12 protein-coding genes are annotated in these 16030 nt (G+C 68.8%); 6 read left to right on the top strand and 6 right to left on the bottom strand.

Going from position 1 to position 16030, the window contains the following annotated elements; genetic code table 11:
* Positions 1 to 6: 6 nt before the first annotated feature.
* The 3 genes from rmuC to ACSYHF_RS20445 all read left to right on the top strand — a co-directional run bounded on the left by rmuC (position 7) and on the right by ACSYHF_RS20445 (position 2658).
* Positions 7 to 1575, top strand: coding sequence for a DNA recombination protein RmuC (gene rmuC, locus ACSYHF_RS20455; protein WP_005421245.1), 1569 nt, complete (start codon positions 7 to 9; stop codon positions 1573 to 1575).
* Positions 1576 to 1636: 61 nt separating this feature from the next.
* Complete coding sequence (locus tag ACSYHF_RS20450) at positions 1637 to 2020, top strand: hypothetical protein (RefSeq protein WP_005421248.1); 384 nt, start codon at positions 1637 to 1639, stop codon at positions 2018 to 2020.
* Between the two features lie 92 nt (positions 2021 to 2112).
* Positions 2113 to 2658 (top strand): glutathione peroxidase, encoded by a 546-nt coding sequence (locus ACSYHF_RS20445; RefSeq protein WP_053496738.1) that lies wholly within the window; start codon positions 2113 to 2115, stop codon positions 2656 to 2658.
* 85 nt (positions 2659 to 2743) lie between these two features.
* On the opposite strand, the gene ACSYHF_RS20440 is transcribed toward ACSYHF_RS20445, so the two are convergent.
* The 6 genes from ACSYHF_RS20440 to ACSYHF_RS20415 are packed head-to-tail and all read right to left on the bottom strand — an operon-like array spanning position 2744 to position 6840.
* Positions 2744 to 3757 carry an MlaA family lipoprotein gene (locus ACSYHF_RS20440; protein WP_005421252.1) on the bottom strand — a complete coding sequence of 338 codons (1014 nt, stop codon included), beginning with the start codon at positions 3755 to 3757 and terminating at the stop codon, positions 2744 to 2746.
* Position 3758: 1 nt separating this feature from the next.
* Complete coding sequence (locus ACSYHF_RS20435; protein WP_005421254.1) at positions 3759 to 4070, bottom strand: STAS domain-containing protein; 312 nt, start codon at positions 4068 to 4070, stop codon at positions 3759 to 3761.
* Positions 4060 to 4722 (bottom strand): MlaC/ttg2D family ABC transporter substrate-binding protein, encoded by a 663-nt coding sequence (locus tag ACSYHF_RS20430; RefSeq protein WP_005421255.1) that lies wholly within the window; start codon positions 4720 to 4722, stop codon positions 4060 to 4062. Before ACSYHF_RS20430 ends, ACSYHF_RS20435 begins: the two co-directional genes overlap by 11 nt.
* Complete coding sequence (mlaD, locus tag ACSYHF_RS20425) at positions 4719 to 5243, bottom strand: outer membrane lipid asymmetry maintenance protein MlaD (RefSeq protein WP_425520275.1); 525 nt, start codon at positions 5241 to 5243, stop codon at positions 4719 to 4721. The genes ACSYHF_RS20430 and mlaD overlap by 4 nt, the downstream gene beginning before the upstream one ends.
* Before the next feature lie 59 nt (positions 5244 to 5302).
* A complete protein-coding gene (locus ACSYHF_RS20420) occupies positions 5303 to 6052 on the bottom strand; it encodes an MlaE family lipid ABC transporter permease subunit (protein ID WP_005414955.1) in 750 nt (249 codons plus the stop codon).
* Positions 6052 to 6840, bottom strand: a complete 789-nt coding sequence (locus tag ACSYHF_RS20415; protein WP_069138232.1) for an ABC transporter ATP-binding protein — start codon at positions 6838 to 6840, stop codon at positions 6052 to 6054. Before ACSYHF_RS20415 ends, ACSYHF_RS20420 begins: the two co-directional genes overlap by 1 nt.
* A 189-nt stretch (positions 6841 to 7029) precedes the next feature.
* Here ACSYHF_RS20415 and recC point away from each other — a divergent pair, with 189 nt between their 5' ends.
* From recC to recD, 3 genes are read left to right on the top strand one after another with little or no spacing between them, the layout of a single operon-like run.
* A complete protein-coding gene (recC, locus tag ACSYHF_RS20410) occupies positions 7030 to 10377 on the top strand; it encodes an exodeoxyribonuclease V subunit gamma (RefSeq protein ID WP_447575975.1) in 3348 nt (1115 codons plus the stop codon).
* Positions 10374 to 14054, top strand: a complete 3681-nt coding sequence (gene recB / locus ACSYHF_RS20405; protein WP_447575974.1) for an exodeoxyribonuclease V subunit beta — start codon at positions 10374 to 10376, stop codon at positions 14052 to 14054. The genes recC and recB overlap by 4 nt, the downstream gene beginning before the upstream one ends.
* A complete protein-coding gene (gene recD / locus ACSYHF_RS20400) occupies positions 14051 to 15931 on the top strand; it encodes an exodeoxyribonuclease V subunit alpha (protein WP_447575973.1) in 1881 nt (626 codons plus the stop codon). Before recB ends, recD begins: the two co-directional genes overlap by 4 nt.
* Positions 15932 to 16030: the final 99 nt, after the last annotated feature.

Here is a 16030-nt window from a genome sequence, read left to right as displayed (position 1 = left end):
GATCGCATGAATATCGAAGTCCTCATGATCCTCGCGGTGGTCCTGCTGCTGGCGACGCTGGTCGCGCTGTTGCTGCTGTGGCGTCGCACCCCTGGCAACGCAGCGTCCGATGATCTGCAGCGGCAGCTGGACAGCGAACGCGAACAGCATCGCCTCGCGCTGGTCGATGCCGGCCAGCTGCGCGGCCGCCTCGACGCGCTGGGCGCGGAACTGGAAAACGAGCGGGCCCGCAGCCAGCAGCACGCACAGGCGGTCACCACCCTGACCGCCCGGGTGGAGCGCGAAGCGGCGCTGTCGGCCAGTCGCGAAGCACAACTGGCCGAACGCGAAGCGGCCTTGGCGCAGGCACGCGCTGCCCTTGCCGATATCAGCAGCGAGCTGCAGCAGGCGCACCAGCGCTACCAGCAGTTGCACGGCGAACATGCCCGCGCGGTGGCCAATCTGCAGCACTCCGAACGGGCCAGCGCCGAACTGCGCAGCTATCTCGATACCGCCAAGGAAAAGCTGTCCGGTGCCTTCGCCGAACTGGCGGGCAAGGTGTTCGACGAACGCGGACAGCAGTTCGAGAAGAACGTGCGACAGGCGACGGTGCAGTCGCGCGCGGATATCGAGGGGCTGCTCAAGCCGTTCGCCGACAAGCTGGGTGATTTCCGTACCCGCGTCGATACCCTGTACGGTGAGGAGGCGCGCCAGCGCGCCAGCCTGCTGGGTGCGGTGGGTGAATTGAAGACGCTCAACCAGGACATGGCCGCGCAGGCATCGGCGCTGACCAATGCGCTGAAGGGCAATGCCAAGGTCCGCGGTGACTGGGGCGAGCTGATGCTCGACAACGTACTGCGCGGATCGGGCCTGGAAGAGGGCGTGCACTACCAGCGGCAGAAGCATGCCGTGGATGACGAAGGTGCGCGCCTGCGACCGGACGTAGTGGTGCGGTTCCCCGACGAACGCAGCGTGGTGATCGACAGCAAGGTGAACCTGATCGCCTGGCAGGAGGCGATGAATGCCGCCACCCCGGAGCAGTCAGAGGATGCGCTGCGCCGGCACGCGGTTGCGCTGCGCCAGCACGTGAAGGACCTGGGCGAGAAGAACTATCCCAAGGCACTGGGCAGCGAGACGCTGGACATCACCATTGCCTTTGTTCCCATCGAGGGTGCCTTGTCGGCCGCTCTGGGCGCCGATGGCAGCCTGCAGGCATTCGCGTTCGACAACCGCGTGGTGTTCGCCTCGCCCAACACCCTGATGGCGCTGCTGCGCGTCGCCGAGCGCCTGTGGACCCGCGACAAGGTGCAGAAGCAGGCGCTGAAGATCAGTGAGGCCGGCGGTCTGGTGCTGGACGCATTGACCGGGTTCCTGAAGGACTTCAACGCTGTGGGCAGCAAGCTGGACGACGCCGCCAAGGTCTACGCCGATGCGCGCAATCGCCTGATCGACTCGCCGCAGTCGGCCATCAGCCGCGCCCGCCGGCTTGCGGAGCTGGGCAGCAAGGCCAAGCGCGCGCTGCCGCCGGAGTTGACGCCCGACCCGATGCAGCAGCTGGGCGCATCGGAGGACGACGAGGATGCCAATGCGGGCTGACACGTCCCGTGCACCTGTGCCTGGCTATGCTGGGCGCCCTGTGTCCGTGGCGGGTATCGACATGCGCTTGCGCTCCTGTGCCGTTCTTGTCCTGGCTGCGTTGCTGGCCGCATGCAGCAGCGCGCCGCCGATCGCTGATGCGGCCGCCCCCACGCCCGAAGCCGTCGAGGCCTACCGCGAAGCACGCGACGTCGACTGCCAGGCCGCCGGTGGCACCCTGCTGCGGCTCGGCCGGCTGCAGCGCGAGCAATGCGTGATTCCCTATGCCGACGCCGGCAAGGCCTGCAGCCGCAAAAGCGACTGCACGGGCCAGTGCCTGGCCGCAGGCGAGGCAATGGCCGGTGATGTGGCGTCCGGTACCTGCCAGCGTGATGCCAGCCAGAACTTCGGTTGCCGCCAGCGCATCGATGACGGCAAGGCGCAGGGTACGATCTGCGTGGATTGAGGATGCCTGTAGAGCCGAGCCCATGCTCGGCTCTACAACAGCGCGCGCGGCGCTATGCTGGTGGGCCATTCCCGCCGTAGCCGGAGCCCCGCGTGAGCACCCCGATCCAGGACATTCCCCTCACCACCATCGACGGCCAGCCGTCCTCGCTTGCCGACTACCAGGGCAAGGTGCTGCTGCTGGTCAACGTCGCCTCCAAGTGCGGCCTGACCCCGCAGTACGAAGGCCTGCAGGCGCTGTATGCGGAAAAGCACGCGCAGGGCCTGGAAGTGCTGGGCTTCCCCGCCAACAACTTCCTCGGCCAGGAGCCGGGCAGCGAGGCCGAGATCCAGCAGTTCTGCCAGCTTACCTACGACGTCAGTTTCCCGATGTTCTCCAAGATCAGCGTGGCTGGCGAGGACACCCACCCGCTGTACCGGCAGCTGACCGCCGCGCAGCCGCAGTCGATCGGCGAAGGCCCGCTGCGCGAGCGCCTGGCCAGCAAGGAGATCCCGATCCATCCGGCACCGGCGGTGCTGTGGAACTTCGAGAAGTTCCTGGTCGGCCGTGATGGCAAGGTGGTTGCACGCTTTGCCCCGGACGTGGCGGCCGATGACGTGCGCCTGCGTGATGCCATCGAGGCCGCGCTGGCGGCCTGAGGAAAGCGTGCCAACCGAGGTTGGCACCTACCGGAAAAGAAAAACCCCGCCGAGGCGGGGTTTTTTCATGCACGGGCTGCAGCGATCAGTTGCTCCAGTTCGGCATCGGCATGGCATCGACCGGGATCGGCGAATTGGCATCATCATGGCCGCGGTCGCGCTTGCTGCGCAGGTCGTTCTCGATCTGGTAGTTGCGGCGCTGCATCCACGCATCGCGCACCAGCGAGTACTCGTCCACGGCGGTGTCGCGCAGATCATCGATCGCCAGCAGCTGTGCGCGGGTGTCGACCAGCTGCAGGCCCTGCAGGCCGATGCGGACCTTGTCTTCCTCGATGCGGCGGATCGGCGACAACGGGATGTCACCGGCCAGGCCGAACACATCGCGCACGGTACGCGGGCCGAAGAACGGCAGTTCCACGTAGCGCGAACGACGCCAGCCCCAGGCTCCCAGGGTCTGGCCGAAATCTTCATTGCGACGCGGCACCATCGCCTTGCTGGCCGGATCGAACAGGCCACCGATGCCCAGCGTGCTGTTCATCAGGAAGCGGCCGAGGCTGTCCCACGCATCGGCACCGCGGCCCTGCAGCAGCTGGTTGGTGATGGTCACCGGCGCACGCAGGTTGCTGAAGAAGTTGCTGACGCCGGTACGCGCGAAACGTGGCACCACGTGGGTATAGGCGGTGGCCAGCGGGCGGGCCACACCGCGGTCGACCGCATTGTTGAACTTGTGGACCTTGCGGTTGAACGGTTCCCACGGATCGTAAGCCGCGGCATTGCCGGTGTTGCCGGTGCCACCATACAGGGCGTCGAAATCATCGTCGCTGGCGGCGGTGGATGCTGCGGTCTTTGGTGGGCTGGCCTCTGCGCCCTGCGGCGCAGTTGTCGGCACCGCAGCGGCAGGCGTTGCCGGGTTGGCCACGGGAGCGACCGGAGCAGTACCGACCACCCCGGTATCGGCCGTTGCGGCCGTCGCTTCGGCAGCAGGGCCGGGCGCGACCACGGTGCTGGCGACCGGTGCGTCGCTGCGCGCGGGCTTGCCGGCACAGGCGGTCAGGGCGGTGGCCAGGAGGATCAGGGGGAAAGTGCGTACGACGTTCATGTCAGCTCGCAGCAGAAGTAGCGTTGAAGTCCAGGTCGGGCGACAGCCGGTAGGCTGCGCTCAGCTCGTTGAAGCCGGCCGGCGCGCCGGAAATGGCCAGCGCATGGCCCGCCTTGCGTGCCCGGGCGGCCAGTTCGGCCAGCAGGGCCAGGCCGGCGCTGTCCACGCGCTCGACCTCGCCCAGCTCCAGCCGCGCCAGCTGGGCTGGCAGGGCCTGCAGTTGCGGCCACAGTGCAATCACCGCGGCACGGTCGAGCACCCCGCGCAGGCGCAGGGTGTCGCCTTCCAGCAGCGCCAGTGCGTTACTTGCCATTGCCCGCCGGCCCGGCCTGCAGGCTGCCGCTGTGCAGCTCGCTGGCCACCTGCTTGATGCCCTTCTGGCGCAAGGGCGTATCGAACTGGTTGCGGAAGGTCTGCACGTAGGAAATGCCTTCGATGTTGACGTCGAAGATCTTCCACTGGCCGTTCACGTTGCGCATCCAGTACTCGACCGGGGTCGGTTCGTTGCCGGCGCGCACCAGTTCGGTGCTGACGCGCACGCCACGGTTGCCCGGCAGCGGGCTTTCACCCTTCAGGCGGAAGCTCGGTTTGCCCTGGATGTTGAGCAGGGTCGAACCGTAGCGCTGCATCAGGCTGTCGGCCATCGCATCGGCGAACAGCTTGATGTCGGCGTCGGAGGCGCCGCGGGCGTGCGGGCCCAGCACCAGGCGTGCCGCATAGTCGCGGTCAAAGGTGCGGTTCAGTTCGCTGTCGATGTAGCTGCGCAGGCTGGCCGGGTTGCTGCTGAACTCGCTGCGGCGCTGCTGCAGCGTGGTGAGAATGCGCGTGCTGGCATCGATCACCACCTTGCCGGCCTGGCCCTGCGCTGCGGCAGCGGCGGGGGCGGCCGCCTGGGCCTGGGCGAGGAACGGGGTGGCCATCAGCAGCGCCGAGGCGAGCAGGGCGGGAATCAGTTTCATTTTCATGGTTGCGGTTCCGTTGCAGGCGCCTGCGCGCCATCGTTGGGCTTCTGGGCAGCGCCGCCACCGGCGCCGCCACTGAACATGTACTTGCCGACCAGCTGGATCAGGTCCACCGCCGGCTGGGTGAAGACGATCTCGTCACCGGCCTTCAGCACGTCCGGGTCACCGCCCGGCTGCAGACCGATATAGCTCTCGCCGAGCAAACCACTGGTGAAGATGCCCGCCGAGGTGTCCGCCGGCAGGTCCTTGACCTTGCTGTCCATGCGCAGGGTCACGATGGATTCGAACTTCACCGGATCCAGGTCGATGGAGGCGACCTGGCCGACGGTGACGCCGCCGATCTTCACCGGCGCCTGCCTGCGCAGCTGGCCGACCTGGGAGAAGCGCGCCTTCAGCTCGTAGCCCTGGCTGCCCCAGCTCCAGCGCTGGTTGGTCGAGGCCACGGCCAGCACCATCAGCGAGGCCAGGGCCAGCAGCAGGAATGCGCCGACAGAGAATTCGAGTCTGGGACCGCGGATGGCCATGTGGATTACCTGATCGAGTCGTGGTGGCCGCGCGCGCATGCGCACCGCCGGTGGAGGGGTTAGGTGAACAACATTGCCGACAGCACGAAGTTGAACATCAGCACCAGCAGCGAGGCATTGACCACCGCACGGGTGGTCGCCACCGAGGTGCCCTCGATGGTCGGCTCGGCGTGGAAACCAACATAGGCGGCGACCAGCGCTGCGGTGCCGCCGAAGATCGCCGACTTCAGCATCGCCACGCCGAAGTCGTCCCAGAAATCGACGCTGTTGCGCAGTGCCGACCAGAACACGCCATTGTCCAGGCCCAGCACATGCACCGCTTCGAAGTAGCTGGCGCTGATCGCCAGCGAGCAGAAGATGCCGGTCAGCAGCGGCACGGTCAGCACCGCCGCCCAGAAGCGCGGCGCGACGGCCTTGGCCACCGGGTCGATCGCCATCAGCTCCAGTGCCTTGATCTGGTCGGTGGCGCGCATCAGGCCCAGTTCGGCGGCGATCGAGCTGCCGGCGCGGCCGATGAACAACAGCGCGGTCAGCACCGGCGCCAGTTCCCGGTACAGCGACAGGCCGAGCAGGGTCGACAGCGCGTCGGCCGCACCGAAGGTGGTCAGCGTGCGGTAGCCCTGCAGGGTCAGCACCAGGCCGACGAAGGCACCACCGACGGCGATGATCGGCAGCGAGCGTGCGCCGATCTTGTAGATCTCGCGGGTCAGCTCGGCCAGGAAATCACGGGTCGGCAGCGAACCACGCAGCACGGTCAGCGAGAACAGGCCGGCGCGACCCAGCGAGCGGGTGGCTTGGACGAACGGCATCAGGCGACCCTCGCGCGCGGCGCGGCATCGAACGGAATGGGGCCATCGGGCTGGCCGTGCAGGAACTGCCGAAGCAGCGGGTCCTGACTGGACTGCAGCGCCTCGGGCGTGCCCTGGAACACGATGCCGCCATTGGCGATGGCGATCACCTGGTCGCAGATCGGCAGGGTCTCGTGCACGTGGTGGCTGACAATGATGCTGGTCAGGCCCAGGCTGTGGTTGAGGCGCTGGATCAGGCTCATGATCACGCCGGAGGCGATCGGGTCCAACCCGGTCAGCGGCTCGTCGTAGATCATCAGTGGCGGATCCAGTGCCAGCGCGCGGGCCAGCGCGACCCGGCGCGCCATGCCACCTGACAGTTCGCGCGGCCAGGCATCGGCAGCGGCCAGCAGACCCACGGCATGCAGCTTCATTTCCACCAGGCGGCGCAGCACGGCGGTCGGCAGGCGGGTATGCGTGCGCAGTGGCAGCGCGACGTTTTCGGCGACGGTCAGATCGGTCAGCAGGCCGTTGCCCTGCAGCAGCACACCCACGCTCTTGCGCATCTCCAGCAGCGCGCCGCTGTCATGCGGAATCGGCCTGCCGAACAGGGTGACCTCGCCGGCGACCGGACGCAGTTCGCCGGTCAGTGCCGCCAGCAGGGTCGACTTGCCACTGCCGGACGGGCCCAGCACGGCCGTGATGCTGCCCTTGGGCACCTGCAGCGACACGTCACGCAGGATCGTGCGCCCGCTCCGGTCGATGCGGACGTTGGATAACTGCACCAGACTGGAGGTGGAGGCCGACATGGGCACCATTAACGTTTTTTAGACATCGAAGGATCGGGCCCATCGGCTGAACATAAGCAGACTGGACGGTCCAGTATTGTGGCACGGCATGACCCTTGCCAGGCCGGGACAATCGGCCGGCAGCGCGGAACAATCCGTACCGGCGATGGGCGGGCCATTGAATACTGCCTGCCGTGCTGCACACTGTGCATGATGAGTGACCCGGGCAGCGATTTCCGCCTCTACCATTCCAACTCCCTGGACGTGCTGGCTGCGCTGCTGGCGCGCAACGTGCGTGTGCCGGTTCCGGGCCAGCCGTTGCTCGCGCCGGAGGTGGTGCTGATCCCGCAGGTGGCGATGCGGCGTTGGCTGCAAGCGACACTCGCTGCCGAATATGGCGTGGCCGCCAACCTCGAGTTCCTGACCCCGGGCGAATTCGTTGCCCGTGCACTCAATGCCAATGTGCCGGGCGAACGCGACGACCTGGACGCCGCGGGCCTGCACTGGAAGCTCTACCAGGCATTGCGCGACCCGGCGCTGCTGGCGCAGCCACCGATGCGCGCGCTGCAGTCCTATCTTGCCGGCGGCGACGCCCTGAAGCCGTGGGCACTGGCCGGTGAGCTGGCGTCGGTGTTCGAGAAGTACCAGGCCTGGCGCCGCGACTGGTTGCTGCGCTGGGAGGCCGGCGCCGACCCGGCCGACCCGCAGGCGATCCTCTGGCGCACCATCGCCCATGGCCGCGACTACCGCGCGCGCCGCATCCAGGCGTACCTGGATCGCTTCGAGGGCGCCGGCCAGCCGCTGCCGCAGGGCCTGCCACCGCGGATGTCCGCGTTCGCGACGCTCAACATCTCGCCCGACGTGCTGCGGGTGATGGCCACCCAGGCGCGGGTGGGCGAGCTGCACTTCTATATGCCCACTCCGGTGCAGTCGTACTGGGGTGACCTGCAGACGCTGGCCGAGCGCCTGCGCAGCGGCGCGCCCGATCCCTTCGGTGAAGCGGCCGGTGAGAACCGCCTGCTGGAGGCCTGGGGTGCGGCAGGCCGCGACTTCATGGCGGTGCTGGGCAGCTACGAGGTGGTGCACCCGGCCGGCGAGATTGCCGCGTATTCGGATCCGGAAGAAGACACCCGGCCGACCCTTGACGAAGGCGGCCTGTCCGACAGCCTGCTGCATCGCCTGCAGCGCGATCTTTTCCATCGCCGCGCGTTGCCCTCGGGCGAGCTGCGCGATGGGCTGCGCAGCGACGACCCCAGCCTGCAGGTGCATGCCTGCCACACCCGGCTGCGCGAGCTTCAGGTGCTGCACGACCAGCTGCGCAGCCTGCTGCAGGACCCGCGCTTCGACCCGCCGCTGCAGGCGCGCGAGATTGCGGTGCTGGCGCCGGACATCGATCCCTATGTGCCGTACCTGGAGGCGGTGTTCGGCGGCCGCGGGGGGGAGGACGAGCACATTCCCTACGCGCTGGCCGACAGCAGTCCGCTCGCGGGCGAGCCGCTGGCCGATGTGTTCGTGCACCTGCTGGGCCTGCCGGTCTCGCGTTTCGGCCTGAACGAAGTGCTGGACCTGCTGGCCAGCGCGCCGCTGGCCGAAGCGGCCGGACTGGAGGCGGTGGACTTCGATCGCCTGCACGGCTGGCTGCAGCAGGCCGGCGCACGCTGGGGCCTGGATGCGAAGCACCGCAACCAGCACCAGGCGCCGGCCGACGACGCCTACACCTGGCAGTTCGCATTGGACCGCCTGGTGCTCGGTCACGCCACCGGCAGCGAGGCGGACCTGGCCGGCGTGGCGCCGTGGATCGAACTGGAAGGCGGCGCGCTGGAAGCACTGGACCGGCTGCTGCGGCTGCTGCGCGTGCTGGCGGTCTACCAGCGTCGCCTCGGCGAGCTGCTGACCCCGGCGCAGTGGCGGCAACGGCTGCTGTCGCTGCTGGACGCGCTGCTGCCGACTGCGCCCAGTTCACCCAACAGCCAGCGCGCCCTGGAGCGGCTGCGCAAGCTGCTGAACCAGTTCGCCGACGATGCCGCCAAGGCCGGTTTCGAAGACGGCGTGCCGCCTGAGGTGGTGCGTTCGCACTTCGCCGGTGTACTGGGCGAGGCCGATACGCGCGCGCCGCTGCTGACCGGTGGCATCAGTTTCGGCCGCATGGTGCCGATGCGCCTGCTGCCGTTCCGGGTGATCTGCGTGCTCGGTCTCAACGATGGCGATTTCCCGCGTCGCGACCCAGCTGCCGGTCTCAACCAGCTCACCGCCGAGCTGGACACGCCACGCCGCCGCCCGGGCGATCGCTCCACCCGCGAAGACGACCGCTTCCTGTTCCTGCAGCTGTTCGCCGCCGCGCAGGAGGTGTTCTACCTCAGCTACCTCGGCGCCGATCCACGCGATGGCAGCGTGCGTGAGCCGTCGGTGCTGGTCAGTGAACTGATCGATGCCGCCGCCGCGTATCACCTCGATCCGCCTGCGGCGGTCCGCGACTTTACCGTGCGCCATGCACTGCAGCCGTTCTCACCGGCGGCGTTCGGAGAGGGTGATCCACGCCGCTTCAGCTATCGGCGGCAATGGCATCCCGCTGCCGGCCGCCTCACCGGCCAGCGTGGTGGCCTGCAGCCGTGGTTCGATGCCCCGCTGCCGCCGCCGCCCGACGATGCCGTGGAAGACGAGCTCGCGCTCGACACCCTGCGCCGCTTCCTGTGCGACCCGGCCGGGCAGTTCCTCGCACAGTCGCTGGGTCTGCGCCTGACCGACGATGCCGGGGAAGTTGATGACCTGGAACCGCTGGTGCTGTCATCGCGCGGCCCGGAAAAGCGCAGCGTGCAGGCGGCGGTGGTGCGCGCCACGCTCAGCGGTGATACCGAGCCGTTGTACCCGCGGCTGCGCGCGCGTGGCCTGTTGCCGTCCGGTCCATTGGGCCAGCGCCAGTTCGAGGTGGAGCAGCTGAAGACGCGTCCGTATGCCAGTGCGCTGCTGGGCTGGATGCAGGGCAAACCATTGGAAAGCCGTCGCTACGAAGTGGACATCGATGGCGTGCGCCTGCACGGCCGCGTGGCCGATCGGCATCCCGAAGGCCTGGTGCGGCTGCGCGCCGGCACGCTCAATGGCAATGCAGTGATCCGCCAGGGCCTGGACTGGCTGCTGGCCAACGCCGCCGGCGACGCACTGCCCCTTGTGCAGTTCCACGATGGCGGCGACGCCGGTCCCGGCCCGCATGTACTGCCGGCACTGAGCGCGCCTGCTGCACGCGCGGCGCTGCGCGCGCTGCTGCAGTTGCGCCAGCGCGGCCTGCGTGAGCCGCTGCGCTTTGCCCCGTATACCGGCTGGGTGCTGTACAACGCGCCGGCAGAGAAACAGCGCAGCGAGGGCTGGAAGCAGTGGCATGGCAGCGACCGCAGCTGGGGTGAATCCAGCAGCGACGCCTGGCAGCTGCTGCTGCGGGGTGCCGACCCGTTCGCCTCCGATGCCAGCTATGCCGACCTGCTGCGCAACAGCCAGGTGGTCTTCAGCGCGGTGCGCGAAGGCCGCACCCTCGGCGCCGAAACGCGCCAGGAGGGCAGCGCATGAGCCCCGCCTTCATCGATGAGCTAGCCCAGTGCATGGCGGTCGATCCCTATCTGGTCCTGCCGCTGGATGGCATCCGCCTGATCGAAGCCAGTGCCGGTACCGGCAAGACCTTCACCCTGGCTACGCTGTTTACCCGCCTGGTGGTGGAACAGGGCCTGCGCATCGGACAGATCCTGGCGGTGACCTTCACCGATGCGGCTACCCAGGAACTGCGCAAGCGCATCCGCGAGCGCCTGGCGCTGGCGGCGCGACTGGTCGATCTGGAACCGGTCGAAGGCGAAGCGCCGGACGTGCGGCTGACCCGCGAGGTGCTGCTGCGGCATCTGCAGGGAGGTACCGAGCGCGCCGCCGCACTGAAGCGCCGCCTGCAGGTCGCCGCCGATGAGATCGACCTCGCGTCCATCTTCACCATCCACGGCTTCTGCACCCGCGTGCTGCGCGAGCACGCGCTGGAAAGCGGCCACACGTTCGATCCACCGGAGCTGCTGGCCAGCGACCGTGAGTTGCTGGAAGCGCTCGCGGCCGACCTGTGGCGGGTACATGCCAATGACCCGGCCACGCTGGAACCGCTGACCTGGCTGTGGTCCACCCCGGACGCGCTGGCCGCCGATCTGCGCGCGCTGCTGGCCGCGCCGCCGCTGCACCCGTTGCCACAGGCGGTGGCGCTGCCCGATCCGCAGGCCGCCCTGCAGAGTGTTGCCGAAGAGCTGTCCGCAAGCGTGCGCGAGCATGGCGAGCAGTTCTTCATCGACCTCTGCGATGCGGTCGACAACAAATGGATCAACGGCGTGTCCTACAAGCTGGGCTGGCTGCACCCGCTGGGCCGGCAACTGCTGGGCTGGGCCGAGCGCGCCGACGCGCGCGAGCTGCTGACCAGCGAGCGCCTGCCGGCACTGCTGCCGGAGGCGCTGGCAGCCAAGACCAACAAGAAATTCGCCGAGCGCACGCCATCGTCGCCATTGCAGGCGCCGTTGGCCCGCTATGTCGCGCTTCTGGCCGAACGCGATGCCTGGCTGCGTGCCACCGCGTTGAACTTCCTGCACGTGCTTCGCGACGAAGCCAGACAGCGCCTGCAGGCGCTGAAGCGCACCCGCCGGGTGCAGACCTACGACGATCTGATCGATGGCGTGGCACTGGCCCTGGAAGGCCCGCAGCGGCTGGCACTGATCAAGCAGCTGCGCGCGCAGTACCGCATCGCGCTGGTCGATGAGTTCCAGGATACCGACGACCGTCAGTGGGGCATTTTCCACACCGTGTTCGGCGATTCACCGGAGGTGCGCGAGCTCGGCCTGGCACCGGCGCTGTTCCTGATCGGCGATCCCAAGCAGGCGATCTACGGTTTCCGCGGCGGTGATATCCACACTTACCTGAAGGCCAAGCGGGTAGCGCAACAGGCGCCGGTGCTTGACCAGAACTTCCGCTCGCGACCGGCCGTGCTGCGCGCGCTGCAGGCGCTGTACGACAACGGTGGCGAAGACGCCTTCCTCGAGCGTGGCATCCAGTTCGAGCCGGTGCGGCCCGGTGGCGTGCGCAGCGATGCGGACTACCAGCGCGATGGCCATGCCGCCCCGGCACTCACCCTGCGCGTGCTGCGCAGTGGCGGTGACAAGGCGATGAGTGCCGATGCCTCGCGCGGAGCAGCGACCCAGGCCTGTGTGGCGGCGATCCACCAGATCCTGGTCGCGGCACGTGCAGGCAGTGCTGTTCTGCGTGGGCGCCCGGTACAGCCGGGTGACATCGCGGTGCTGGTGCGCTCGCATCGCGAGGCCACGCTGGTGCAGCGCACGCTGGCCGCGGTCGGCATTCCTGCCGTGGCAGCGGGCAAGCAGAGCCTGTTCGCCACCAGCGAAGCGCGTGATCTGCGTGCACTGCTGCTGGCGCTGCTGCAGCCGGCTGACGAAGGTCGCCTGCGCGCAGCGCTGGCCACGGTACTGCTCGGCCAGCGCGCCAGTGCGATCGCGGCGATGGAGCGCGAGGGCGACCTGCAACGCGGGTTCCAGGCGCAGCTGCTGCATTGGCGCGAGCGCTGGCAGCGCGGCGGCCCGTTCGCGGTGATCGCCGACGTCTGCGCCGCACAGGGCGAACGCCTGCTGGCGCTGATCGATGGCGAGCGCCGCCTGACCAACTACCTGCAGCTGGGCGAACTGCTGCAGGAAGCCTCGGCGCAGGCGCTGGGCATGCACGGCCTGCTGGACTGGCTGCAGGGCCAGATGGCCAGCGCCGACCAGGATGACGAGCAGCAGTTGCTGCGCCTGGAATCGGATGCGCGCCGCGTGCAGATCATCACCCTGCACAAGAGCAAGGGCCTGGAGTACCCGCTGGTGTTCCTGCCCTTCGTGGGCATCGACGGCTGTGCGCCCAACACCGCCTCGCACTGCACGGTGCATGTGGGCGGCCAGCGCCAGCTGCATTGGAAGCTGGGCAAGGACGAGGCCTGGGAAGCGGCCACTGCGCAGCGCGAGCGCGAGCAGCGCGCCGAGGATGCGCGCTTGCTGTATGTCGGCCTGACCCGCGCCGAGCACGCGCTGTGGATCGCCGTGGGTGATCTGGCCGGGCTCGGCAGGACGCGGCTGGCACCGCTGCTGGGTGACCTGCAGGCGCTGCGCGCGCATGCCGATGTGCGCATCGATGACAGTGAGGTACCGGCTGCGCTGCCGCAGCTGGCGGCCGAAGTGGAAGGGGATCTTCCGGCGGTGCGTGCACTGACCCGGCGCGTTCCGCACGACTGGTGGGTGTACAGCTTCACCCAGCTGGCCCACGCCGATGCCGGCGCGGGCAGTGACATCGAAGCCGCTGCCACCGCGCTGCCGGCGCCGGCAGCCGACGAACCCACCGGCCCGGAGCTGCCGCTGGAACCGGCACTGCCGGAAGCCGCCGCGGAGGCCGAGGACAGCGCGCCGCTCGACCCGCGTTTCATGGGCAGCCGCTTCGGCAACGTGCTGCACGAGGCAATGGAAAACGTCGACTTCGCCGCATGGGCTGACTGGCAACCAGGCCGGGAAGCTCCCGAGGGCCAGGCCGAGGTGCTGCGCAAGGCGCTGCACGATGAGGGCTATGCCGACGTCGATCTGGACGATGGCGTGGCGGTGCTGGTGCCGCTGGTGGGCCACACGCTGACCGTACCGCTGCCCGAAGGCGGTGCGCTGCACAGCCTCGGTGAAGGCGAGCGCCGCGCCGAAATCGACTTCCATTTCGCCATCGAGGCGACCACCGTGCCGGCGCTGCTGCAGGTGCTGCATGCGCATGGTGTTTCCAGTGGCCGCCGCGGCTTCGGCCAGCGCCGCCGCCTGGAGGGGCTGATGACCGGCATGATCGACCTGACCTACGTGCGTGATGGCCGGTGGTACGTGCTCGACTACAAGTCCAACCGCCTGCCCGGCTACAGCCCGGACCTGCTGGCCATTGCCATGCGCCACAGCGAATACGATCTGCAGGCGCTGATCTACACCGTGGCCCTGCATCGCTGGCTGCGCTTCCGCTTGGGCGCCGCCTACGACTACGAGCGCGACATGGGCGGCATCCGTTACCTGTTCTGCCGCGGCCTGGATGGCAAGGGCAACGGCGTGCACGTGGATCGTTTCCCGTTCGCGCTGGTGGATGCACTCGACGCGCTGTTCGCCGGCGGCGAGCAGGCCCAGGCCCAGCTCGCCGCGCGTGCCCGTGGAGCCAGCGCATGAGCCTGCTGAAGGAACTTCATCAGAAGGGCCTGCTGCGTACCCTCGACCACGCATTGGCGACCAGCCTGCAGCGGCTGCGCGACGACACGCCCGACAGTGTGGCACTGGCGGCGGCGCTGGCTTCGCTGGCGGTGTCCCAGGGCCACGCCGCGTTCGATCCGGCACAACCGCAGCGGTTGCTGGAAGGCGTGCCCGAGTGGCCCGCCGCGCAGGCCTGGCTGGCGCAGCTGCGGGCATCGCCATGGGTGGCCACACCGGAGCAGGCTGACGCCATCGCCGGGGATGCCCCCTTGGTGCTGGAGAACGGGCTGCTGTACCTGCGCCGCTACCGCGAGTACGAGCGCCAGTTGGCCACCGGTCTGCAGCGCATCGGCCGGCATCCGCTGCCGGCGCCGGACATGGCAGCGTTGGCGCCATTGTTCGCGCAGCTGTTCCCGCACGCATCGCACGGCGAAGATCACCAGGCACGCGCAGCCGGCGTGACGCTGCGCCATCCGCTGGCGCTGGTCACCGGCGGCCCCGGCACAGGCAAGACCACCACCATCGCACGCCTCTTGCTGCTGCTGGCCGCGCAGGCCCGGCACGCCGGCCAGCCGCTGCCCGAGGTGGCGCTGGCCGCGCCCACCGGTCGCGCCGCCGAGCGGATGGCCGAGAGCCTGCGCATGGCCGTGCAACGCCTGCAGGAACAGGGACTGGATCCGACGCTGTGCGCGGCACTGCCCAGCAGCGGCACCACCCTGCATCGACTGCTCGGCGTGATTCCCGACTCACCACGCTTCCGCCACCACACCGACAATCCGCTGGCGGTGGACGTGGTGGTGGTCGACGAAGCCTCGATGATCGATCTGCCGATGATGGCCAAGCTGGTCGATGCAGTTGCCAGCGGCACCCGCCTGATCCTGCTCGGCGACCCCGATCAGTTGCCGTCGGTCGAAGCCGGTGATGTGCTCAGCGCGATCCTGCGCGCCAGCGGCGATGGCATCGGCACCCGCGCCGACGATGCGCTGGCGCTGCATGGCCTGCTGGCACCGGCCACCTTGCAGCCGCAGGCCGCACCACGCGCCTTCGCCGGCCGTCGCGTGCAGCTGCAACGCGGCTACCGGCAGAGTGATGCGCTGGACCTGGCACCGCTGGCGCATGCCGTGCGTGAAGGTGACAGCCGCACTGCATTGCAGCTGCTGCGCGGCGGGTCTCTGGCGGGCGTGCATTTCCACGAAGGCGAAGCCGATCCATTGCGTGGCCAACGCGAGCATCTGCTCGGCCACTGGCGCGCGCTGGCCGAGGCCGCTGATCCGGTAAGTGCCCTGCAGCAGGCCGGGCGCCTGCGCGTGCTGACCGCATTGCGCGAAGGCCCGCAGGGCGCGCGCGGGCTCAACAGCCGTATCGAACAGCTGCTGGCAGGCAACACCCCTGGCTACTTCCAGGGCCGCCTTCTGCTGGTCACCGAGAACAGCTACCGGCACCGCCTGTTCAACGGCGACATCGGTATCTGCCTGCGCGACGACAGCGGCGCGATCGTGGCCTGGTTCCCCGGCGACACCGTCGAGCAGCCACGCGCCTTCCACCCGGCCGCACTGCCCGCGCACGAAAGCGCCTTTGCGATGACCGTGCACAAGGCACAGGGCTCGGAGTTCGATGAAGTGTGGCTGCAGCTGCCACGCCAGGACAGCCGCGTGCTGTCACGCGAACTGGTCTACACCGGCCTGACCCGCGCCCGCCAGGTACTGCATGTGGCCAGCAGCGCCGACGTGCTGCAGGCCGCACTGAAGCGCCACGCCAGCCGGTTGGGCGGCCTGGCCTGGCGGTTGGGTGCGGAAGACGTGGTTGAAGCACCAACGCGTGTCGAACAGCCCACGGTGCAGGGCACCTTGTTCTGAATCGGGGTCGGATCCCGTTCCCATCGGGAACGGGCTCTGACCCCATCGCCCCGATGTCGCATTTGCCCTTTGATGACGCCGCCGGCGCTACCTATCCTG

The organism is Stenotrophomonas maltophilia group sp. P373 (genome assembly GCF_053295075.1).
The sequence above is the reverse complement of the archived record's forward strand: the minus strand, read 5'-3'. Positions and strand labels throughout refer to the sequence as shown.